This is a genomic window from Sulfurimonas sp., assembly GCF_014859695.1.
Lineage (GTDB): Bacteria > Campylobacterota > Campylobacteria > Campylobacterales > Sulfurimonadaceae > Sulfurimonas.
In genome coordinates this window covers 1-23385 of record NZ_JACUTS010000002.1, presented here as the reverse complement: position 1 = coordinate 23385, position 23385 = coordinate 1, and the positions used below count along the sequence as shown (strand labels likewise).

Below are 23385 nucleotides of genomic sequence, written 5' to 3'. Positions count from 1 at the left end.
AAAAAAATCTTCATAAAGATATAATCCTATACTGAATTTTAGGAGAAGAGATGAACAGAAAAAAGATATATAATCCTGAATCAAATGAAAGTGTAAACGATAGACGAATATTTGGCGGCAATCCAACCGGAATATTTGAGCTAAACGATATAAAATACCAGTGGGCGTATAACCTTTGGGAGATGATGTTAAACAATACATGGTTTCCAAAAGAGGTTGACATGACACGCGACGTTAGCGACTATAAGCAGATTACCGATGTCGAAAAAGCAGCTTATGATAAAGCGCTTTCGCAGCTTATTTTTATGGATTCTCTGCAAACAAACAATATTATGGACAATATAAATCCCTATGTAACATCTCCGGAGATTAATCTTATTTTGGTTCGTCAGGCTTATGAAGAGGCGCTTCACTCGCAAAGTTATGCCGTTATGGTTGATAGCATCTCTGCAAACTCCAAAGAGATTTATGATCTTTGGCGACGCGACATGATGCTAAAGAGCAAGAACGACGCAATTGCGGCCATTTATGAGGAACTCTCTAAAAACCCGACAGAACACAACTTTGTAAAAGCATGTTTTGCAAACCAAATACTTGAGGGCATCTACTTTTACAGCGGTTTTGCGTACATTTATACACTTGCAAGAAGCGGTAAAATGCTCGGTTCCGCACAGATGATCCGCTTTATCCAAAGAGACGAAGTGACGCATTTGGTACTTTTTCAAAATCTTATAAATTCACTTAGAAAAGAGAGACCGGATCTTTTTAGTGAGCAGCTTAAGGGTGAAGTTATAGAGATGTTTAAAGAGGCGGTCAGACTTGAGACGGATTGGGGAAGATATATAACCGGCGGGCAGGTTTTAGGTCTTACGGATTCGATTATAGAGCAGTATATACAATATCTAGCCGATGACAGACTCGCAAGCGTCGGGTTTGCCAAACTATATAATGTAGCAAATCCCATAAAATGGGTTGATGATTTCTCAAAGTTTAATGACCAAAAAACAAACTTTTTTGAGGGAACAGTTGCCAATTACTCAAAAGGAAGCTTAAGCTTTGACGACGACTTTTAAGCAGAGCAAATATAGACTCTGCTCGCTTCTTTTTAAAACAACAAAAAACTATAACACTAACTTGCAAACACTTTTGGCGTTAGTAGATAAAACTCCCGAAAAATCTCTAATCGTCGCTCCCGAAGTTTGTTTAACGGGGTTTGACTATGAAAACTATGATGCGGCGATAGAGTTTTCTCATGTAGCTAACAAAGAGCTAAAGAGTGCCTCAAAAAAGAAGATAATCATTCTTAGCATGCTTGAGAAAAGAGGTGATGAAGTTTTCAATTTTGCCAAGATATTTTATAATGGTGAAATCGTATATGAGAGAGCAAAGGCAAAGCTGTTTCGTTTTGGTGATGAGCAGATATACATGGCTGAGGGAAGCGGCGATGATATCAGGATTGTGGAAATTGATGGTATAAAAATTGGTATTTTAATCTGCTTTGAACTCCGTTTTAAAGATTTTTGGCAAAAACTTGAAGGGTGCGATGTTATAGCCGTTCCCTCATGGTGGGGAGTTTTAAGAACAGAGCATTTTAAAGTACTGACGCAGGCACTTGCCATTATAAACCAATGCTATGTTGTTGCAAGCGATTCACAAAACGAAGAGTGTACAAAGATGAGCGGAATTATAACTCCGCATGGCGAAGATGTGAGAAATGGAAACATGGCTTGTTTAGAGATTAAATATGATGAAAAAGAGATAGTTAAAATGAGACGATATATGGATGTAGAGATTGGATAGAATTACCGCGACAAAAACGGCAAAATTAGCGGATGAGTGTCACAAGAAATTCTCTTTAAGCGAGAGTGTTAAAAATGCAATCGCTAAAACAAGCAGGGAGGAGTTTGTTCCTGCAGGTTTTAGACATAACGCATATAAATTGGATGCTCTGCCGATGGGTTCATCGCAGTGGATAAGTTCTCCCTTGACGGTTGCGAAGATGACGGAATATCTAGAGCCAAAAGGTGCAGATAGGGTTTTGGAGATAGGTTGCGGAAGCGGTTACCAGGCAGCTGTTTTGTCGCATCTTTTTCGCGGAGTTTTTACCATAGAGAGAATAGAACCTCTAATTTTAGAGGCAAAAGCGCGTTTTAGAAAATTGGGTTTTACTAATATTCACACAAGACTTGATGATGGACAAAACGGCTGGACTCAGTATGCTCCGTATGACAGAATCCTTTTTTCGGCAACGGCAAAAGAGATTCCTTCAAAAATTTTTGAGCAACTTTGTGAAGGCGGAGTTTTGATAGCTCCTATGCAGGCAGGCTCAAAACAGATAATTACACGTTTTAAAAAAACGGGCGGCTCCATACAAAAAGAGGAGCTTGAAGAGTGCGATTTTGTTCCGATTTTAAACGGAATTCAGAAGTGACTCTAAGCTTATTGTTGTAAAATAGTATGAATACAAAGCAGGATAAATCTATGCAAATGATGTACGGTATTAAATACTCAAAGCCAGAAGTTGTCTTAATGCAAGAGACCGGTATCGGTGTGGCTGAAGCTGCGGCTAGAACATGTTATGACTCATTTGAAAACAGTGAAAATGAGGCTATTCGATATATTGAAAGCAGTATGCCGGATAACTCAACATGTCAAAAGATAAATGAAATTGAGGAGTCGAATCTGCTTCATGATTTGGCTTGGACCCATTTTCATCACTCTATTTTAGAGCATGCAAATCTCAGTTTTCTTATAAGAGGAACCAGCAGGGGCGTACTTCAAGAACATGCGCGCCACCGTATACAGGCCATAAGCGTTAGAAGTACGCGTTATACCATGAGCTCTGTTATCAACGCTTTTATCGCCTCACAGACAGCTGAAGATAGAGAGTTTTTTATAGACAAAGTTTTGAGTTTTGATATGTTTGTAACGTGTGATGAAGCGTACAACAGAGTTGAAATCGGGGCGATGTATGATAAGCTGAAGTTCCAATCTCAAAGAGTAGAAAATTTCAATGAGATAGCTGTAGCAAAAAGCTCACTTGCGTTTTTAGAAGAGTTTAGTGGGAATCCAAAAGCACTTTTTGAAGCGCTTGAGAGTGGAAAAAAGAAGCGCAATGTCGGAGATGCTTTTAAGCATATAATAACTGATAACGTAAAAGTTGATATGATAGTTACTTTCAATCTTCGCAGTTTAAAAAATTATTTGACGCTTAGAGACAGCGGTGCGGCATATTTTCAGATAAGATGGCTTGCGCAAGAGATGATGAGAAAGACACCGTCGAAATATTTAGATCTAATAATCAAAAAAGGTTGAGTTTATGTGGAAATATATTTTAATAGCAAGTTTTCTCTTTAGCGGATGCTCATATTTTGAGTTTAACGCTGCAATGTGTGAGAATATCGGACCGAATGATAACCCTCAAAAAATTGAGGAGTGTAGAAACTACAATGAAGAAGAGGCGCAAAAAGCTTTTGACAATACGAAAAGAAAACCTGCAAGCAATGAAGAGATATTAGAGTTTAAAAAATAAGATAGGAGAGAATATGAGCGTAGAAAAAGAGTTAGAAGCCAGAAGTGGCGGCGTTTGTGAACTTTGTGGAAGCAGCGAAGGGCTTAGCGCATTAGAAGTAGCGCCATCTGACGCAAGCGCAGAGCAGTCGATATATGTATGTGCAACATGTAAAGAGCAGATCCAAAACCCTGATAAGATGGATGAGACGCATTTTAACTGCCTCAATGACAGTATGTGGAGCGAAGTTCCTGCAGTTGTAGTTATGTCATACAGACTTCTAAAGGCTCTTGGAAGAGAAGATTTGGTTGATATGATGTACATGGAGGAGGATGTGAAAAACTGGGCCCAGGCCGGCTTTAAGGGTGCTTCCGAGAGTACGGTGGTAAAAGACTCCAATGGAGTTGTCTTAAATGCTGGCGACAGTGTTGTAATCATTAAAGATTTAGAGGTTAAGGGTGCCGGCTTTACTGCAAAAAGAGGTACTATGGTTAAAAATATCACAATTCCACAAGACGTAGAGGGTCATGTAGAGGGGCGTGTAAACGGAACAAAAATTTACCTAAAAACAGAGTTTTTGAAAAAAGCCTAATTTAGTGCCTAGTGGTAAGCTTATATAAAAGGAATATATGAACTCTTTGAAATCAGTACTCCTAAATATATCAATACCGTTTTTTATATTTTTGCTATTTCTCTTTATCGCATATTACGAAGCCAAGATACCCGAGATTATATTTAATCTGGTTCCATATCTTTTTTATGGCATAAGCGTGCTTATTTTATGGGTTTCTTGGCACTTTAACCGCAATAGATTTATTTTTATTGTCGTACCGCTGCTGTTAGTAAATGCAGGGTTTGAGTATTTGAGCGCAAAAAAAGCAACAGATCTCTTCTTATATGTCTCTTTGCTTTATCCGCTTCATCTTCTTATATTTTTATCTCTGAGGGAGAGAGGACTCTTCTCTATCTGGGGCATCTTAAAGATACTCTTTTTTTTACTTGAGATAGGAGTCGTATCATACCTGGTAGTTAATCCAAACGATAGTTTAATAGCTCTGTTTAAGATAAAACTCTTTGCTGCTTCTTTTTATCCGCTGCAGGATCTCTCGTTTGCTATAGGAATCTTTGTGCTATTTATAATGGGTGCGCTTTTGATATTTAATAGGTATCTAATTTACAACAGCTCTTTTTTCGTAATAACCGTGACTTTTTACGCGGGTTTATATTTTATAAAAACAGCTCATGCCTACGATCTCTCAATGTTGGCAATCGGTGTAATTATTTTTATTTTGCTCATAAGAGAGTCATACCGCCTTGCTTTTTACGATGAACTTACATCGCTTCCGGGGAGAAGAGCACTGGTAGAAGATATGGCAAAATTAGGAATGAAGTACTCACTTGCTATGATAGATATTGACCATTTTAAAAAGTTTAACGATACATACGGACACGATACGGGTGATGAGGTCTTAAAGATGGTCGCTTCAAGACTGGCAAATGTAGGCGGAGGCGGAAAAGCTTATAGATACGGAGGAGAAGAGTTTGTACTTCTTTTTCCTTCAAAAGATGCAGATGAGTCATACACTCATACGGATATATTAAGAGATGCAATCGCAAAGAGCCCCTTTAGCATCAGAAATAAAAAAAGCTCTAAGACAATATATGTAAATATCTCATCCGGCGTTGTGCAAAAAAGCTCAAAGGACAGAGATCCGTTTGCAGTTATGAAAAGAGCAGACAATGCCTTATACAAGGCAAAAAAAGCAGGAAGAAACCAAGTTATAAAAGCTTAAAACAGAGGTATGAAATGCAAGCGCATAATAGATTTTACAATATAGACGAAGATTTTAGAAATCCCTATGCAAGAGATAGAGACAGGGTTATTCACTCGGGAAGTTTTAGAAAGTTAGAGTATAAAACGCAGGTTTTTTTAAATCAAGAGGGTGACTTTTTTCGCACGCGTCTTACACACTCTATAGAGGTATCCCAAATTGCCCGCTCTATAACTTCTCATCTGGGACTCAACGAATCTCTCGCCGAAGCGATTGCTCTTTCGCATGACTTGGGGCACACGCCTTTTGGTCATATCGGCGGAGATACGCTTGATGAGTGTTTGAAGCAGGAGGGATTTGGCAACGGTTTTGAGCATAATTTTCAAAGCTTTAGGGTCGTCTCATCGCTTGAGAAGAGATACAATGGATTTAGCGGTCTAAATCTTACCTTCGCAACTCTAGAGGGGATTCTTAAGCACTCATATCCATACAAAAAAAGTTTTCTTCCTCCAGTTATAGATGAGCAGTTCAATCTCAATACCCATCCCAGCATCGAGGCAATGATAGTTGATCGCGCAGATGAGATAGCATATATAACCCATGATATAGATGACGGTGTGAATTCAGGATTGATTAGTTTTGATGATCTGCAAGAGAGTGATTTGATAAAAGAGATACTCCAGAAGGTAAAAAACGAGGGTGTAGAAGAGCGTGACGATGAGATGTTTAGATACCGTTTTGTCTCGCACCTAATCAACCGTCTTGTTTATTCGCTTATAGAGTACTCAAAAGAGAGGGTGGATAACTCCAGGGTACTATGTGCAACACTTGACAGCAAGAGCGAGCTTCCTATCGGTTTTGAGCCAAAACTTGAGACAGAGATAAAAAAACTCAAAAAAATCCTCTTCTCAAAGCTCTATCAGCATAAAGATATAATGATAAAGATGTTTGCAGGAAAACAGGCAATACGAGGCCTATATAGCGGATTAAACGAAGAGCCTAAGATGTTGCCGAATTTTTACCGAGCTCAACTGCAAAGCAGAAATAAACATAGGGTTATAGCCGACTATATAGCTTCAATGAGCGATAGACATGCGTTGTCTTTTTATAATGAGATGTATGGGAAACTGTAGTTAAAGTTGAAGACTAAAAAAAATATAAGCCCGAAGGCTTATATTAGAGGCGTGATTCGTAGCGTCTCATCATATAAAGACGCTTGAGCATTTTCTTACGAGATGCAATTAAGAATTTCTTGCGCTTTTCAGTTTTCGTTTCGTGGAAACGACGAGCACGAGCTTCAGTAACAATTAAGTTACGGTCAGTCTGCTTCTTGAAACGGCGGTAAGATGCATCAAAATTATCATCACTGCGTAGTACGATACCTGGCATATCACATCACCTACTTTCTTTAAAATTTGGAGTCGAATTGTATCATAAATATCTTCAACTAAAATTTTATATTAGTGAGATAGAGATTTTTCTTAAAATTGATACAAATCAATGAGTCTCAATTCTAAATCAGATAAGATTCGTCCGATTTAAAAGTTTAAGAGCGTAATGCGTTCTTGCCAGAGGAAGTTAAATGAATTATGTTCATTTTAGCCGTGTTGCAGCGTTGGGTGTCCTCCAAGCTTAGAGTATTGTTTATTTCAATACCGAAGTCAAATACTCAGATTGATTGACCGGATCATGAGAGTAGAGATATTTACCGATATCTCAAATTTTATTTCTCCTTCTAAAATAGGTCTTAGTGTGACCTGTTTTGGTGACCTCCATCTACCTTTTTCCAAACTCTCTTTAACGAACATTTTTGTATAATTCGCACATGATTACCCAAGACTCCATAGAAGCCCTAAAAGCACGACTTGACATTGTTGACGTAGTAGGTTCATACGTGGAACTTAGAAAAGCGGGTGCAAACTATAAAGCTCCATGCCCTTTTCATGATGAAAAAACAGCTTCATTTGTAGTAAGCCCCTCTAAGCAGATATACCACTGTTTTGGATGCGGCGCAGGCGGTGATGGCATTAAGTTTGTTATGGAGTATGAGAAGCTTAATTATCCAGAAGCTCTTGAGAAGCTCGCCTCTTCACACAACTTCTCTCTCTCCTACAGTGAGGAAAAAAAGAACAAACCACGTTCACAGTTTATGGAAAAAATAAATAGCTGGTATCAATACCTGCTTACCAAAAATCCAACAGCACTCTCTTACCTCAAAGAGCGCGGTATCTATGATAGCAGCATGGAGAAGTTTTTTATAGGCTATGCACCTGATTCAAATAGCACGATAAACTATATAAAATCTGAACTTTTAAATATGAGTGAAGCAATTGAGATGGGTGTAATAGGAAGTGATGGAGCAAAGAGTTATGCTAGGTTTATAGAACGCATAATGTTTCCGATTCACTCCGCAAACGGTGCTATAGTGGGTTTTGGCGGCAGAACCATAACGGGACATCAGGCAAAGTATGTAAACTCTCCAGAAACTCCATATTTTAATAAATCTCGTCTTTTGTATGCGTATCATCTTGCAAGGCAGAGCATACATAAAACAAAACAGATTGTTATAACAGAGGGCTATCTTGATGTTATTATGCTGCATCAGGCGGGATTTGATAACGCTGTCGCAACGCTTGGTACCGCACTCACGGCTGAGCACCTGCCTCTTTTAAGAAAGGGGGAGCCTGAGGTTGTCATGGCGTATGACGGAGATAAAGCGGGGCGTGTGGCGGCGCTTAAAGCCTCAAAACTTTTGAGCGCAAGCGGATTTAGCGGCGGAGTTGTTATATTCGGTGCAGGTTTAGATCCTGCGGATATGGTACAAAAGGGTGCAATAGAGGAGCTTTCAGAGATGTTTAGAACTCCTCAGCCTTTTATAGAGTTTGTTATAGATGAGATACTCTCTCTTTACAATCTCTCAGACCCAAAAGCAAAAGAGGTGTGCATGCAAGAGGCAATCGGCTATCTTAAAACCCTCTCTGCTATGCTCCAAGATAGATATAAAACATATTTAGCGCAAAGATTGGGAATCAATCCCTCATTTGTAAGATTGACTAACCAAGCTAACACTAACACCAACAAATCTGTTGATGATAGAAGCCGTCATAAGGATATGTGGGAGCTTACACTCATAAAAACGGTTTTAGAGCATCCAGAATTTATAGAGCAGATACTAGATGTTTTAGACCCATCACTCTTGCAGTTTCACTCGCATGAGTTTGCATTGGCACTTAGAGGAAAATTTGATGAACCTCTGCTGATGGCAATTTCTGTGGATGAACAGATAAGGGCGCTAAAAAATGAGGAGGCGCTAAGGGCGGAATTAATCTCTTTTTTGATGAAGCATTATGAGAGGGAGTATAAAAAGGTCAACACGCAAAAAGATATCTCTTTTGAGCAAAAAGCCTTTTTTATCCGTAGATACAAAGGCAAAATCTCGCAGCTAAAAAAAGGCGAACTGGTCGCTTTTAATAGCTAATAACTCAGTTATGACTCGGGTGTTTCCTTGGGCTTACGCTCTTTTATAGATATCTTTCTTCCAACATTCTTTGGCGCTTCTTGCGTCTCTCTAGGTTTTCCGTCATGGCGGTGATTTCTCTCTTTGCTTTTGCCAGAAAATTTTGCCTTTCCGTTTTCATCTTTGCCTAAATATTTACTTGGTTTTTTATCTGACTTTGCAAATTTATTAAATTTTTCCTCTTTATTTTCGTCATCTCTTCGAGGTTTATCAAATTTTGGCTTGTCATACTTTGGTTTGTCAAAAGATTTATAATCAGGTTTTTTCTCATCTTTTTTTGACTTATCGTAATTTGGTTTTTCAAATACTTTGCGCTCTGATTTTTCGCCGTCTCTTTTTGGTTTGTCATATTTTGGTCTATCCGAACTCTTTTTTTCATATTTAGGTTTGTCAAATGGTTTTTTATCGTACTTTGGTTTCTCGCTAGAGTCGGTTTTGAAAGCATACTCTCTCTTTTGAGCAGGCTGAGCTATTACCATCTTCTGCTCTTCATACTCAAAACCCTCAACAATCTCTTGCTTGATAACTCTCTTTAGAAGAGTCTCTATGGGGTAGAGCTCTTTTTGCTCACTAATGTCAAGCAGAACAACCGCACTGTCCGTAGCTTTGGCTACTCTTGAGAGGTACACTGAAGCATCTCCCGGTAAATCATAACTTATAAGAAGTTCGCATTTAAGTTCAGGCATCCCCGAGAGTTCACTGTCATCAAGAACTTTAATATTCTCATTTTTAAGTGCCTCTTTTATCAAACTGCTGTTTTGTGCTGTTGCAACTAAAATATCAAGGTCGCCGTTTTGCTCTATTAGCAAGTTGAGAAGTGATAATTTTTTATCATTAGGACATGGATGAATACGATGTTTGTTGTGTTTGAGAGTTATTTGGCTGATTGGCATAAGATGTCCTAATGAGGTTTTTAAAATTTAGTTCACATTATATCTCACATTAGCATAAATTATGCTATTATGTATAAATATTACAATCAGGATTAGAATGTCATTTAGCACGTTAGGTTTATCAGCTCCTCTACTAAAAGCTGTCAAAGAACAAGGGTATAGTGAACCAACACCCATCCAAAAACAAGCAATTCCGGTAATTTTAAGCAGAAAAGATATCTTGGCAGGCGCTCAAACGGGAACCGGCAAGACCGCAGGTTTTACTCTGCCACTGCTCGAACTCTTAAGCAGCACAAAACCCGCAAAGTCAAAACAGAGCATAAGAGCACTTATAATAACTCCAACAAGAGAGTTGGCTGCACAAGTCGGCGAGAGTGTTGAGGTTTACGGAAAATATCTTCCGTTTAAATCAGCAGTTATCTTTGGGGGAGTTAAAATCAATCCTCAACTATTAAAGCTAAAAAAAGGGGTTGATATAGTTGTTGCAACTCCGGGGCGACTCTTGGACCATGTATCTCAAAAGAGCATAGATTTAAGAGATGTTGAGTTTCTCATACTCGATGAAGCCGATAGAATGCTCGATATGGGTTTTATCAACGATATCAAAAAAATATTGGCAATTCTTCCGAAACAGAAGCAGACCCTTCTATTTTCGGCTACTTACTCCGATGAGATAAAAAAACTCTCGGACAAATTACTAAATTCCCCTGTACTTATAGAGGTTGCGCGTCCAAACAGAACTTCAGAGATTGTAAAACAAATAGTTTACCCGGTTGACAAAGAGCGCAAACGTGAGCTTTTAACGCATCTTATAAACGAGGGAAAATGGAAGCAGGTTCTTGTATTTACAAGAACAAAACATGGAGCCAACCGTCTGACAGGGCAACTTGAAAAGGACGGCATAACCGCTGTTGCCATTCATGGCAACAAAAGTCAAAACTCAAGAACAAAAGCGCTCTCTGACTTTAAAGCGGGCGAAGTGAGAGTTTTGGTTGCAACGGATATTGCGGCAAGAGGGATAGATATTGACCAACTTCCGCATGTCATAAACTATGAACTGCCAAATGTACCTGAGGATTACGTCCATAGAATAGGGCGAACGGGACGTGCCGGAAATAAGGGAGAGGCAATCTCTCTCGTGTGTATAGATGAGCATGAGTATTTGGCAAATATAGAGAAGCTAATAAAAACCGATATCCCAAAAGTATGGCTAAAAGATTTTAAACCAGATCCAAGCATTAAAGCAGAGCCTATAAACCAAGGCGGTAGCGGCAGAGGCTCAAACTCCAGAGGCAGAGCGCAAAACAAACCGGCTCAAAAATCTTCAAAAGAGCCATCTAGAAGAAAAAAGTAGAAATAGTATATAATTATTTAAAAATTATTAATTTTACAAGGAAAAAGATGAAAGCAGTCGCACTATTTAGCGGTGGGTTAGACTCAACTCTAGCAATAAAACTTATAGTAGATCAAAACATAGAGGTTTTGGCAGTAAATATCAATACCGGTTTCGGGAGCACAAAAAGTAGGCTTGAGCATATGCAAAACATGTGCAAGCAGGTCGGTGCAGAACTTAAAATCGTAGATATAGAGAGTGAATTTTTACAAGATGTACTGTTTGATCCAAAGCATGGATACGGTAAAAATTTTAACCCATGTATAGATTGCCATGCAAAGATGTTTGCGGTTGCAAAAAGAGTAATGGAAGCAGAGGGCGCATCGTTTTTAATAAGCGGTGAAGTTTTAGGACAGCGCCCCATGAGCCAAAACAAAGATGCCATGCAAACTGTTTTAAACGAAAGTAATTGTGATGGGCTATTATTGCGCCCGCTCTCCGCAAAAGCACTCGCTCCTACTATTGCAGAGATAGAGGGATGGGTCGATAGAGAAAAACTTGAGGGCATTGTAGGAAGAAGCCGTGACAGGCAACTTGAACTTGTAAAAGAGATAGGGCTTGAAGATTTTGAGACTCCGGGTGGCGGCTGCCTTTTAACAGACGAAAATTTTGCCAAGAAAATGTTTGATTTTATTAAGTATGACAAATTTGAGGTAAAAGATATCCCCGTTATGAAGTTTGGACGCCATCTTAGACTTCCTGATGGCGCAAAACTGGTTGTTGGAAGAAACAAAGATGAGAATCTACATCTTCAAGAGATAGATAATGATAAATATTACCACATAAAAACTATCGCTCTTCCCGGCCCCCACTCGCTTCTTGGCAAAAATGCGACTACGGCAGACAAAGAGCTTGCGGCAAGAATAATTCTAACGTACTGTAAAACGCAGGAGAATAAAACATATACGCTTAGCTTCGATGAAGAGGAGTTAACGGCAGTACCGTTTGATTCAAGGGATGAGATAAAGCCATACACAGTAATGTGAGATTTTATAATTTTTGATATACTTTAAAAAGACAAATTTTAAAACTTGGAGTTAAAGATGGCGGGAGTACACTTTGGATTTGACAACTTTAGACAGTTTCTTGATCTGAGTATAGGTTTGGCTCAGAGGGTAGATGAGAGTCGTGCCGAGAGTTTTACTTTACTTTATTGTGATTTTTCAGCAGTTGAGCAATCGGTCATAGACAGCTCCTTAGAGCAGATTTTAAGAAACTCTGACGCTATCGTAAATAGCGATTCAGACTACTTTTTTCTGCTGCCATACACGGATAAGTATGGAACAAAAATCGTTAAAAATATGTTTGAAGAGTTCTTCGCAAGAGATTTAAACAGTAGCATGGTGAGCTATCCCGTAGATGGAGAGAGTTCAAGAGCACTTATCGAAGAGCTTGCAAACAATATAAGTGCGACATACAAAAAAGATCTTAAATGCTTAGAGAGCTTTAATCTTTACTAAAACTGTACTCATTAGAGTTTTTATAGAACTCTAATGCATCTGAAATCTCCTGCTCTTTATAGATTTTTTTATCACACACATATCTGCACCTGATTTTACTATTATTTCCCGCCATAACATTTAGCTCACTTTTCTTTGTCTCATAAGCAGACATGTCAAAACTAGAGGGTTTTGACTCAAAAGGACTTTCGGCAATTAACAGTAGCGGAAATAGCAATAGTAATAGTTTCATAATCCAAAATTATAGCTATATTTTTTTAATATTTTTAGTAGTGGAATAATTTGTGCTACTACTTTTAAAAATCTATGATTATAAAGGCGGTGTACAATGATATTGTTGGATGGCAAAAGTAAAAATAGCTCATCATCACCCCTAGCATTAGTTACTCCAAAAAATGAAAAAAGTATCTCTTTTTCAGACCTCTTAAAGGGAGTGAGTGAAAAAAAAGAGGTTAAAGGTGTTCAAAACGGCTCTTTAATCCTCTCGCTTGGCAGTGAAGCAAAAAATGTCAAGCCTCTGCATGTTGATTTAAAGTCTGAGAAAAATCTCTCTTTGCTAAAGAGCGGCGATGAGTTGACTCTCTCAAAAGATGAGGAAGAGTTATCGCTTCTCAATCCAAAGCTTCTCTCCTCGCTTACAAAAGAGGAGATGAAGTCACTAACTATGGAGGCAAAAAACTACCTAAAAGAGCAGATTAAAAATAGCGACGGCTATAAAAAAGCGGAGATAAAAGAGCTTCCAAAGACCTTGAGCGGCTTAATCGAGGTTGCCAAAAAATTTGATATAGATATAAGTAAAATCAGTTTTGAGGAGTTGAAGACTCCACTCAAAGATAACGGAAGTCTCAAAGATAACGGAAGTCTCAAAGATGTACGCATGGAGATTGTAAAAGAAATAGCACCCGGCAAGAGTCAAGTTTCTCAAAAAGAGAGCCCTCAAGAGGCGCCTGCAAAAGAGATGACGTTGCAGACAAAAGAAACTCCTCAAAAAGAGCTACGTCAAGAAGTGCCAAAAGAGATGAAAAATCTTGGTAAAAACATTGATATTGATGAAAAAAATGCACAGAGAGTTGCCGCAAATGCGCAAACAGCCAATGCTCAAGCTTCTCAAGAGATAAACAGAAGTGAAAAATTTACACAAGCGCAAAAAGAGATAAAAGAGACACCTCTTTTTAAGGCGCAAGCTCCGCAACAACATGCAACAACAGAGCAGATAGTTCAGGTAAAAGCAAACAGCATGCAAAGGGCGGAAGAAAAAACGCCCAAAACAAAAGCGGATGAAACGCTTAAGCTTCTTCTTCGAGAAGAGAAGCCATCACTAAACAATCTGGTTTTAACGGCTGATTTTTCCACAGCTACAGCCAAAGTAATTGCGCCGAATGCGACACAAGAGGGTATGAGAACGCTTGAACAGCTTCTTGGTGGAGATTCAACTTCGTCCGAGCAAAACAGCTCATCTTCAAAAACAGAATCATTAACAACACATAAAGCCGACAGCTTTGAGGTTAAGTTAAATGAAGCAAAACAGATGATTAAATATCTCTCAAATGATGTAAAAAATGCTATCGAGGATTATAAATCACCCTTTACCAGAGTCAAGATTCAGCTCAATCCTGCACATTTGGGAGAGGTTGACCTGACGATAGTCCAAAGAGGCAAAAACCTGCATGTCAATATCAGCTCAAACAATGTTGCCGTAAATACTTTGGCGATGAATGCAAATGAGCTAAGAGTGCAGTTAAGCAACAGTGGAATAAATAATGCTACATTGAACTTTAGTGATAGTTCGCAAAGCGGCGATACAAATGCAGGTGGGCAACATCAGCAGAGACAAAATGAGCAGAGAGCCCATGAAGAGTATGGCTATTTTGAGAGCGAAGAGACACATGAAGAGATACTTAGCTCTTTAGAGATTGTAGTCCCTAGATACATATAACTTGTTACGCACTAAACGAACTCGTCCGTTTAGTGGCAGGGATATCAGTAAATAAAATCTGCCTCAAATGAGGCAAGCTTCTACTAGAAATCATTTAGTGATTTCTAGTATCAGTCTTTAGACAAGTAGTGCCACAGCGGCTAGCGAAGCAAAAGGGACGGGTTCCTTTTGTGGACAAATCAAGGGGAAAGGTTCCCTTCATTTTATGAAATAAAATTAAGGAGTTAATTATGGCAATTACATCAACAGGATTAAATGCTGCGACAAATGCGGAGTATGCTACTCCAAGTAAGGTTGAGGATAAGTCGATTTTAGGTAAAGACGACTTTATGACTCTTTTGTTGGTTGAGCTTCAAAATCAAGACCCCACAGAGCCAATGGACAGTGGGAAGATTTTAACTCAGACATCACAGCTCGCAACGCTTGAAGCTACTGAAAATACAAACAAAGCACTATCTGATTTGGCTGTATCACTTGGTATCTCACAGCAGTTTGGTACAATATCTGCTATTGGAAAAACAGCCGATACAGGAAGCAACGCAATTGTTTTTGAAGAGGGAAGCGAGACTACTTTTGAGATCTACTTTCCCGATGACATAGGGCAGGGAAACGTTGAGATGCTTGATGTAAACGGAAATATATTAAAGACACTGGATGTCGGCACAAACCCTAAGGGTGTTTACCAGTTTACATGGGACGGAACCGATACAAACGGCAATACCGTAAACAGTGGAATATATTACGCAACTGCTTCATATAAAAATCCAAACGGTGATGCTTTAACAACCAGAGTGGGAGCGTATCCTATAGAGTCGGTTAAGTTTGAGGGCAATGATACATACTTTAAAATAGGCTCCAGCTATGTATCTCTCTCGGACGTAGTAGAGATCTACTAAAAAGAGGTACACACAAATGATGAGCCAAGCTTTTTATACGGGAATAAACGGAATTAAAGCGCATCAGTATGGTATTGATGTAATTTCAGACAATTTGGCAAACATAAGTACGGTCGGATTTCGTGGGTACACAACTGAGTTCTCCTCGCTTTTTGAAAAGACTCTCGTAACAGCCTCAGATTTTTCAAGTGCGAGCAGCGGCGTTGGAATCGGTACAAAGTTAAATACGGTTGCCATGAATGAGAGCAAGGGTGTTTTTCAACTCAGCGATAGAAGTACGGATTTGGCAATTTTGGGTGATGGCTGGTTTGGTATTCAGGGAGAAGGCAAACCTCTATATACGCGTGATGGAGCCTTTTTGTTTGATAAAAACAGAGATTTGGTTACAAATGACGGACAGTATGTTTTAGGAACTATGGGGAGCAACATAAACAACGGAGTGCTGACACAACAGTTGGCAGAGTTGGAGCTTGGAGCAGTAGATGCGCAACAAAAACTCCAGTTTCCGGAAGATCTGCTTTTCCCTGTTCAGCCTACTACAGAGGCGAAATTTTATGGAAATTTGACCGCAGGGGATGAGACAAGGGTTATAAGCTCAGGAATAATTGATGCACAAAATAACAGAAACAATTTAAGACTTGAGTTCGCAAAGAGCGTTCCGCAAGTCTTACCTGGGGCACAGTGGGATATAGTTGCCACGGTTCAGAATTTAGAAGGCACCGAAGTTTACTCTACAAGCGGTGGCGTTGCAAGTTTTGATGATGCCGGGGCGCTTATCTCCAACACCCTTGCATCAATTAATAATAACGGAACAGATGTAGCTATAAATCTTGGAATGGGATATGAGGGTGTTATATCTTTGGGCGATACTTTTAGTAGCTCAAGTTCTGCAAACGGTCTTGAAGCTGGTGATCTTTTGGGTTATGATATAAACAAAAATGGAGAGGTAATAGCAACCTTTTCAAACGGTATGCAGAGTGCAGTCGGAATGGTTGCCGTATACCATTTTCAAAATGACAGAGGACTTGAGCGTGTAAGCGGTTCAAGATTTGCAGAGTCTCAAAATAGCGGCAGAGCAATATTTTTTCAAGATGAAAACGGTAAAAATATTATAGGAACGGATATGACAAACTTTAAGCTTGAGGGCTCAAATGTTGAGATGGCAGCGGGTCTTACGGAGATTATTATTATGCAGAGATCATACGATGCAAACTCAAAATCAATAACTACAGCAGACGAGATGCTTCAAAAAGCCTTGAGCATGGATGCTTAACAAAGTTGGAACACAAAATGCTAAGTATTTTCACTTATAATAATTAGGCTTATGCGCTTTTACAAATAACGGCATAAAACACCTTGTAATTCTCGAAAAACTTTTTTTCGTAGCTTTAGGGGGCTAGAAGGGACTTTAGTCCCTCTCACTAAAACGAACGCGTCCGTTTTAGTGCATAATATCAAATAATAAAAAGGATTTAAAATGTTAAAATCACTTTTTGCCGGTGTATCCGGACTACAGTCTCATCAGGTAGCGATGGACGTAGAGTCAAATAATATTGCAAACGTAAATACTATAGGTTTTAAATATTCACGTGCTAACTTTTCGGATCTTCTTGCTCAGACCAAAGCAATAGCTACGGCGCCACAAGGCTCACTGGGCGGTAAAAACCCGGTTCAAGTTGGTCTTGGTGCGAGTGCGAGCTCGGTAACTAAGATTTTTGCACAGGGTTCTGTTCAGAACTCTGACAAAAATACAGACGTTGCTATTCAGGGGGACGGCTTTTTTATAGTCTCTCCTGATGGCGGAAATACATACAAATACACGCGTTCAGGCGACTTCAAGTTTGATGCCGGCGGAAACTTTGTTGACAATAACGGTTTTATTGTTCAGGGGTGGCTTAGAGATCAGACTACAGGACTCGTAGATGCAACCGCACCGATAACAAATATCAATATACCGCCGGGACTTACAACTCCTGCGTCCCCGACACAAAATGTCATAATCAAAGCAAACCTAAACTCTGGTCCACGTGTCGATAACTATTCGGCTGCATACGAGGTAAAAAGTTATCCTGCCGGAACAGCTGTTCCTTCACCTGCGGCAATAGATAAAAACGGAAATCCGATAGAGTCAGGCGACATGGGTGTTATGTTCAATGAATCCGGCGAGGCTTTTAATCTTCAGGCCAAGCAGGGTATATGGGCGTCATTTATAGATACAACTACGACTGCTTCAGTGCCGGTTACTGCCGATACTGAGTTGGATATTACATTTGAGTTGGATAACGGTACAACAAAGCAGATAACAACAAGTAACGCTCCGGGTGGAGAGACTCAGGCGCAAACTGCTTCAAGATTTGTATCAGCCATTAATGCCCAAACATCAGTAACAGGCATTGAAGCTGTTTATGATCCAGGAACAGGAGCAATTACCCTTACAAACGGCAACTCGAACTCAAATTCTTCGCATAATATTAGAATAAGTGCGGTCGGTGCACTTGATGGAAGTGGTTTTGCGCTTGCTGACTCAGCTACGACTGCGTACAGATACCAATATGATCCTACAGGGGCTACGACAACCGAAGGGTTCGATAAAAAATTTAGAACAATCGCCGATCTTCGTGAAGCTTTAGAAAATCAGGCAAGAGCGACTGCTGGTGACACCAATCTTAACGGTATCTATGAAAATAATATAGAAGTAACTGTTAATGAGCAGGGTAAATTTGAACTCTCAAATCCCGGTGGTTCACTAGACAATGATTATGATATAAATCTCTCTATCACCGGAATGAATGCAAACAGTATTACGGGCGGCGGAATAACTGAGAACAGTAGCTTTACTAGAAGCATGGAAGCGCTTAATGCAACTTTGCCATCAGGTAGTACTGCTACAGCATTTTCACAAGGCTTTAATGCGGCAACGCACTCTGCAAGTATTGATGTTTTTGACTCTTTGGGCTCAAAACATACATTAAGAACAGAGTTTAGAAAAGTTTCCGTTGACGCTTCTACGGGAAGTACTTGGAATATGAAAATAAGTGTTCCAGAGCCTGCTACGATAGATACGATAACGCCATACAACGAAAAAACTGGTTTTGTTAGATTTAATAGTGACGGTTCACTATCGACTTATAATCCGCCAAACGTCTCTTTTACGGCGAATAACGGCTCGGCTCCAAATCAGCAAGTTTCCATTAAGCTGGGTACATCAAATAGTTTTGACGGTATGACAAGCTTTGATTCTATTTCATCAACTTCTGGAATAAGTCAGGATGGTTTTACCGGCGGAGATTTGGTAGGTATCAGAATTGATCAGAGCGGTACACTAGTCGGTTCGTTTAGTAACGGTCGTTCTTTTGGTTTGGCGCAGATAGGTATGGCAAAGTTTACTAACAACGAAGGTCTCTCAACCGAGGGCGGAAACGTATTTATTCAAACAGCAAACTCAGGTGATCCGATTATCGGAACGGCTGCAACGGCAGGACGCGGATTTATGCAAGCGGCAGCTCTTGAGGCTTCAAATGTTGACCTCTCACGCTCTTTGACGCAGCTCATTATCATTCAAAGAGGGTATCAGGCAAACGGTAAAACAATTACCACTTCAGATACGCTTCTTGAGACGCTTATCGGACTAAAACGATAATTTTTAACTCTGCTCTGCTATAATTCCTTCATATCAACGAAGGAATTATTATGCGTTTCTCTGCTCCTCTAAAATCAAACTCAAAAAAAATTATGCTTCTAGGCTCCGGCGAACTCGGTAAAGAAGTCGCTATTGAAGCGCAAAGACTAGGTCTTGAAGTCATCGCGGTCGATAGATACCAAAATGCGCCAGCACACCATGTGGCACACAGAAGCTATGTCGTAAACATGCAGGATAAAGATGCGGTTTTAGAGATTATCCACCGCGAAAAACCGGACTATATTTTGCCTGAGATCGAGGCGATAAGCATCGATGCTCTTTTTGCAGCCGAAGATAAAGGGTATAACGTTATTCCTAACGCGAGTGCTGTTAGTAAGACCATGAACAGAAAAAATATCCGCACATTTGCGGCAGAAGTTCTGGGTTTAAAAACAGGTCCTTATGAGTTTGTTACTACAAAAGAGGGTTTAAAAGACTCAGCTGAACGCATGGGCTTTCCATGTGTTATTAAGCCTGTTATGAGTTCGTCCGGACACGGGCAGAGCGTTGCTAAAGGTGCGGAAGATATTGATGCTTCATGGGAGATTGCAAAAGAGGCGCGTGGCGATGCAAGCGAGCTTATTGTTGAAGCTTTTGTAGATTTCGACTATGAGATAACGATGCTCACCGCTAGAAATGGCAAAGAGACTGTTTTTTGCGAGCCGATAGGTCATGAGCAAAAGGGCGGTGACTATGTCTTCTCATGGCAGCCGATGCAGATGAGCCCGCTTGCAAAAGAGCGCTCTCAGGAGATGGCAAAAAAGATAACCGACGGTCTTGGCGGTCGCGGTCTTTTTGGAGTTGAACTCTTCATTAAGGGCGATGAGGTCTACTTCTCCGAAGTATCGCCTCGTCCGCATGATACGGGGATGGTTACGCTAATCACTCAGTCTCAAAGCGAGTTTGCACTTCACTTACGCGCTGTTCTTGGACTTCCGCTTGGGTTTACCTTTTACGGTGAGGGTGCGAGTGCCGCGTTTAAATCAGAAGTCCACAGTAATGCTCCTGTTTTAAGTGTTGATGAGAGCCTCTTTAGTGATAACAGTTTTGTGAGGATTTTTTCCAAACCCGAAGCTCATAAAGGCAGAAGATTGGCAGTTGCACTTGTTTTTGATAAAGCAGATAAAGCGTTAGCGAGAGCAAGAGAGTTGATTCAAAACATTAAGGACAGCTAAATGAAGATTGTTATCCTTGATGCGCTTACATTCGGCGATACCTCTCTTAATGGGTTCTTTAAGTTAGGGGACGTTGATGTTTTTCAAACAACTTTGCCGCAGCATACAGAGGAGCGCATGGCTCATGCAGATGTTATTGTTACTAACAAAGTGGTTATAACAGAGGCTCATATGACTAACGCACCTGCTCTAAAACTTATCTGTGTAGCTGCTACGGGCATGAACAATATAGACATGGAGGCTGCAAAAAAGAGAGGCATTGAGGTAAAAAATGTCTCAGGATACTCAACAGATTCAGTCATTCAACACACATTCTCTATGCTCTTCTACCTCATAGGACACTCTAGATATTATGATGAGTATGTAAAAGATGGCTCTTATGCAAAAAGCCCTATTTTTACAGATGTCTCACATCCGTTTTTTGAGATAAAGGGTAAAAAATGGGGCATCATTGGTTTGGGTGAAATCGGCAAAGGTGTTGCAAGGGTTGCTAAAATGTTCGGTGCGGATGTCTGCTACTTCTCTACAAGCGGCAAAAACTCCAATAAAGACTATCCACATGTAGAACTCGATGAGCTTTTAAAAACATGCCATATTATCTCTATCCATGCGCCATTGAATGAGAAAACTACAAATCTTTTGGGATATGAACGGCTGTTAACATGTAGGAATGGGGCAGTAGTTTTAAACCTTGGGCGCGGCGGCATCATCAATGAAGCGGCGGTTGCAAGAGTGATTGATAAGAAAAATATCTCCTTTGGTTTAGATGTCCTCAGTCGCGAGCCGATGGAGCAGAACCACCCTCTTTTGCATGTCAAAAACCAAGACAATCTCTACATAACCCCGCATATTGCATGGACAAGTGTTGAAGCAAGAGAGAAACTTATAGCGGGCGTTATAGAAAATATCACATACTTTACAAGCAGATAACATAACAGAGCTAGCACTTTTTCTCTCAGCTTTTTTAGCAGCCACTATCTTCCCCTTCAGCTCAGAGGTTGCGTTTGTGGCAGCTCTCTCAAACGGCATGCCCGAGTTAAATGCACTTTTTTTTGCCTCAAGCGGCAATATTCTTGCCATCATAACAAACTACTTTTTAGGCTATCTGCTTTACGAGAAGACAAAAACGAAACTCTTAGCATCCAAAACAGGAGCAAAAGCTTACAACTACACTCATGCAAACGGCTATTATGCACTTCTGCTCTCATGGCTTCCAATCATCGGTGACCCACTAACAGTTGTCGCGGGCTTGGTTAGGCTCAGGTTTGTTTGGTTTGTTTTAATCGCTGGGAGCTTGAGGATTGCAAGATACTACTTTTTGACTCTTGTGGTATAATCTAGCATATTTAAACAGCCGGAATTTTATGAAATATATATTTGCTTTTTTACTTCTTTTTACCTCCATGCATGCTTCACAAAACTCTTTGCAAAAAGTATCTCTGCAGCTTCAGTGGCTTGACCAGTTTCAGTTTGCCGGATATTATATGGCAAAAGAGAAGGGTTTTTACAAGGATGCGGGTTTTGATGTAGAGATAAAAAAATTCAGTTATGAAACAGACCTGATTGGTGATGTACTAAGCGGCAAAACAACATACGGCATTGGTCGCTCAAGCCTAGTTTGGCACTATGCTCAAGGTAGAGAGATCTCTCTGCTTAGTGCAGCATTCCAATCCTCACCGCTTACTCTGATAGCGCTCGAATCTTCAAAAATAAAGAGTATAAAAGATTTTGCTTCTAGAAATGCCATGACAACAGAAAACGCTGTTGAGATTGCATCCGTGTATGCCATGATAAATGCTGCTAAGGTAGATAAAAACAGCATCACATTTAAGAAGCATACTTTTGACCTTGAAGAGTTGATTGATGGAAGAGTTGATCTTTATACGGGGTATGTTTCAAATGAACCTTTTACCTTAAAAAAAAGAGGGATACCATACAGGCTATTTTCCCCAAAAGAGAGAGGCTTTGACTTTTACAGCGATATACTTTTCACTTCGCAAGAAGAGGCTCGCAAAAATCCTGTAAAAGTAGAGAGTTTTAAAAAAGCATCCATAAAAGGGTGGGAGTACGCTTTTAGAAATATAGATGAAGCAGTAGATATCATTTACAAAAAGTACAATCCCACCAACAAGACAAAAGATGCTCTGATATTTGAAGCGAACGAACTAAAAAAACTCGCTTATACAGAGAGTGTGCCTTTGGGGAGCATAAAAAAAAGTAAAATAGAGAGAATAGTGGATATCTATAGAGTTACAGGTTTAGTGGAATCCGATGTTGACATAGATAAACTTATATTCAATGCTAAAGATGGATTTTTAACCAAAGAGGAGCGTGATTATCTTAGAAATAAACAAGAGATTAAGGTTTGCGCTATTACATCTATGCTCCCTTTTAGTGGTATAGAGCATGAGGATTTTATAGGAGTTTCTGCAGATATTTTAAATCTTACAAAAGAGAATATCAATGTCGAATATAAGTATGTAAAAAGCAGCAGCTACAAAGAGGCTTTGCAAAAAATCTCAAACAATGAGTGTGATATTGTGCCTATGGCGGTATCAAATAAAGAAGAGAAAGATTTAAAGTATACAACCTCTTATCATTATGAACAGCTTATAGTTGTGACAAGAAAATCGCAAAATTATATAGTAGATATAGATAGCATCATAGATAAAGAGTTTGTTGTCGTGAGAGGCAATCCTTTTATAGAGGATTTGAAAAAGAGAAACCCGTGGATAAAACTAAACTATGTCAATTCACTAAAAGAGGGCTTTAGAGCCGTTGAGAGAGGACAATATTACGGATATATAGATACTCTTATAAATGCGGCATACGCTTTTAAAAACAGCTCTAATGTATATCTGAAAATATCTGGGCAGTTTGATGATAAGGTAGGCATCTGTTTTGGGGTAAGGAGTGATGATGCTATGCTCTTTTCCATTTATGAAAAACTCTCAAAAAGCCTCAAACATCCGGAAGTGAATAGCTTTTTTAATAATTGGGTCTCTGTCAATTATGTAAACGGTATAGAGTTTAAGTACCTAAAAGAGAGTCTGTTTTTGGCGTTTTTTGTATTGTTCGTATTTTTTTATAGACAATATATTTTAAAAAAGAAAAATGGCGAGCTTCAAAGCATGGTTACCCAAGCGGTGGCTG

23 protein-coding genes are annotated in these 23385 nt (G+C 39.6%); 20 read left to right on the top strand and 3 right to left on the bottom strand.

Going from position 1 to position 23385, the window contains the following annotated elements; all coding sequences use genetic code 11:
* Window positions 1-50 precede the first annotated feature (50 nt).
* The 8 genes from IBX42_RS00890 to dgt are packed head-to-tail and all read left to right on the top strand — an operon-like array spanning window position 51 to window position 6416.
* On the top strand, window positions 51-1073 hold the full coding sequence (locus IBX42_RS00890; RefSeq protein ID WP_294927378.1) for a ribonucleotide-diphosphate reductase subunit beta: 1023 nt from the start codon (window positions 51-53) through the stop codon (window positions 1071-1073).
* Window positions 1057-1800, top strand: a complete 744-nt coding sequence (locus tag IBX42_RS00885; protein ID WP_294927375.1) for a carbon-nitrogen hydrolase family protein — start codon at window positions 1057-1059, stop codon at window positions 1798-1800. The genes IBX42_RS00890 and IBX42_RS00885 overlap by 17 nt, the downstream gene beginning before the upstream one ends.
* A complete protein-coding gene (locus IBX42_RS00880; protein WP_294927372.1) occupies window positions 1793-2431 on the top strand; it encodes a protein-L-isoaspartate(D-aspartate) O-methyltransferase in 639 nt (212 codons plus the stop codon). Before IBX42_RS00885 ends, IBX42_RS00880 begins: the two co-directional genes overlap by 8 nt.
* Window positions 2432-2481: 50 nt before the next feature.
* The gene (locus tag IBX42_RS00875) at window positions 2482-3315 is read left to right on the top strand and encodes an FAD-dependent thymidylate synthase (protein ID WP_294927369.1); all 834 of its coding nucleotides are present in this window, start codon (window positions 2482-2484) and stop codon (window positions 3313-3315) included.
* A gap of 4 nt (window positions 3316-3319) precedes the next feature.
* Window positions 3320-3532, top strand: coding sequence for a hypothetical protein (locus IBX42_RS00870; RefSeq protein WP_294927367.1), 213 nt, complete (start codon window positions 3320-3322; stop codon window positions 3530-3532).
* 13 nt (window positions 3533-3545) lie between these two features.
* Window positions 3546-4103, top strand: coding sequence for an alkylphosphonate utilization protein (locus IBX42_RS00865; protein WP_294927365.1), 558 nt, complete (start codon window positions 3546-3548; stop codon window positions 4101-4103).
* Between the two features lie 37 nt (window positions 4104-4140).
* Window positions 4141-5304: a GGDEF domain-containing protein gene (locus IBX42_RS00860; RefSeq protein WP_294927362.1), complete on the top strand. Its 1164-nt coding sequence runs from the start codon at window positions 4141-4143 to the stop codon at window positions 5302-5304.
* Between the two features lie 14 nt (window positions 5305-5318).
* Window positions 5319-6416, top strand: a complete 1098-nt coding sequence (gene dgt / locus IBX42_RS00855) for a dGTP triphosphohydrolase (RefSeq protein ID WP_294927359.1) — start codon at window positions 5319-5321, stop codon at window positions 6414-6416.
* A 43-nt stretch (window positions 6417-6459) separates the two neighbouring features.
* On the opposite strand, the gene rpsU is transcribed toward dgt, so the two are convergent.
* The gene (gene rpsU, locus IBX42_RS00850) at window positions 6460-6672 is read right to left on the bottom strand and encodes a 30S ribosomal protein S21 (RefSeq protein WP_011371658.1); all 213 of its coding nucleotides are present in this window, start codon (window positions 6670-6672) and stop codon (window positions 6460-6462) included.
* A 436-nt stretch (window positions 6673-7108) separates the two neighbouring features.
* Here rpsU and dnaG point away from each other — a divergent pair, with 436 nt between their 5' ends.
* The gene (gene dnaG, locus IBX42_RS00845) at window positions 7109-8761 is read left to right on the top strand and encodes a DNA primase (RefSeq protein WP_294927547.1); all 1653 of its coding nucleotides are present in this window, start codon (window positions 7109-7111) and stop codon (window positions 8759-8761) included.
* Window positions 8762-8769: 8 nt separating this feature from the next.
* Here dnaG and IBX42_RS00840 read toward each other — a convergent pair whose 3' ends face one another.
* Window positions 8770-9693 (bottom strand): hypothetical protein, encoded by a 924-nt coding sequence (locus IBX42_RS00840; RefSeq protein ID WP_294927357.1) that lies wholly within the window; start codon window positions 9691-9693, stop codon window positions 8770-8772.
* A gap of 97 nt (window positions 9694-9790) precedes the next feature.
* On the opposite strand from IBX42_RS00840, the gene IBX42_RS00835 reads away from it, so the two are divergent.
* From IBX42_RS00835 to IBX42_RS00825, 3 genes are read left to right on the top strand one after another with little or no spacing between them, the layout of a single operon-like run.
* On the top strand, window positions 9791-11047 hold the full coding sequence (locus IBX42_RS00835; protein ID WP_294927354.1) for a DEAD/DEAH box helicase: 1257 nt from the start codon (window positions 9791-9793) through the stop codon (window positions 11045-11047).
* Window positions 11048-11094: 47 nt separating this feature from the next.
* Window positions 11095-12072 carry an argininosuccinate synthase domain-containing protein gene (locus tag IBX42_RS00830; RefSeq protein ID WP_294927351.1) on the top strand — a complete coding sequence of 326 codons (978 nt, stop codon included), beginning with the start codon at window positions 11095-11097 and terminating at the stop codon, window positions 12070-12072.
* Window positions 12073-12129: 57 nt separating this feature from the next.
* A complete protein-coding gene (locus IBX42_RS00825; protein ID WP_294927348.1) occupies window positions 12130-12546 on the top strand; it encodes a hypothetical protein in 417 nt (138 codons plus the stop codon).
* Here the strand turns inward: IBX42_RS00825 and IBX42_RS00820 are convergent.
* On the bottom strand, window positions 12533-12778 hold the full coding sequence (locus tag IBX42_RS00820) for a hypothetical protein (protein ID WP_294927345.1): 246 nt from the start codon (window positions 12776-12778) through the stop codon (window positions 12533-12535). The two genes, IBX42_RS00825 and IBX42_RS00820, sit on opposite strands and share 14 nt — an antisense overlap.
* Window positions 12779-12874: 96 nt before the next feature.
* Here IBX42_RS00820 and IBX42_RS00815 point away from each other — a divergent pair, with 96 nt between their 5' ends.
* From IBX42_RS00815 to IBX42_RS00780, 8 genes are all read left to right on the top strand, one after another.
* On the top strand, window positions 12875-14482 hold the full coding sequence (locus IBX42_RS00815; protein WP_294927342.1) for a flagellar hook-length control protein FliK: 1608 nt from the start codon (window positions 12875-12877) through the stop codon (window positions 14480-14482).
* Window positions 14483-14712: 230 nt separating this feature from the next.
* A complete protein-coding gene (locus IBX42_RS00810; protein WP_294927339.1) occupies window positions 14713-15378 on the top strand; it encodes a FlgD immunoglobulin-like domain containing protein in 666 nt (221 codons plus the stop codon).
* A 16-nt stretch (window positions 15379-15394) separates the two neighbouring features.
* Window positions 15395-16651, top strand: a complete 1257-nt coding sequence (locus tag IBX42_RS00805; protein WP_294927336.1) for a flagellar hook-basal body complex protein — start codon at window positions 15395-15397, stop codon at window positions 16649-16651.
* Window positions 16652-16855: 204 nt separating this feature from the next.
* Entirely contained in the window at window positions 16856-19018 is a 2163-nt protein-coding gene (gene flgE / locus IBX42_RS00800; RefSeq protein ID WP_294927333.1) for a flagellar hook protein FlgE, read from the top strand.
* Window positions 19019-19068: 50 nt separating this feature from the next.
* Window positions 19069-20232 carry a formate-dependent phosphoribosylglycinamide formyltransferase gene (gene purT, locus IBX42_RS00795; protein ID WP_294927331.1) on the top strand — a complete coding sequence of 388 codons (1164 nt, stop codon included), beginning with the start codon at window positions 19069-19071 and terminating at the stop codon, window positions 20230-20232.
* Window positions 20233-21162, top strand: a complete 930-nt coding sequence (locus IBX42_RS00790) for a D-2-hydroxyacid dehydrogenase (protein WP_294927329.1) — start codon at window positions 20233-20235, stop codon at window positions 21160-21162.
* Between the two features lie 76 nt (window positions 21163-21238).
* The gene (locus tag IBX42_RS00785; protein WP_294927326.1) at window positions 21239-21568 is read left to right on the top strand and encodes a DedA family protein; all 330 of its coding nucleotides are present in this window, start codon (window positions 21239-21241) and stop codon (window positions 21566-21568) included.
* A 28-nt stretch (window positions 21569-21596) separates the two neighbouring features.
* A partial coding sequence (locus IBX42_RS00780; RefSeq protein ID WP_294927323.1) for an ABC transporter substrate-binding protein occupies window positions 21597-23385 on the top strand: 1789 nt, incomplete at its 3' end.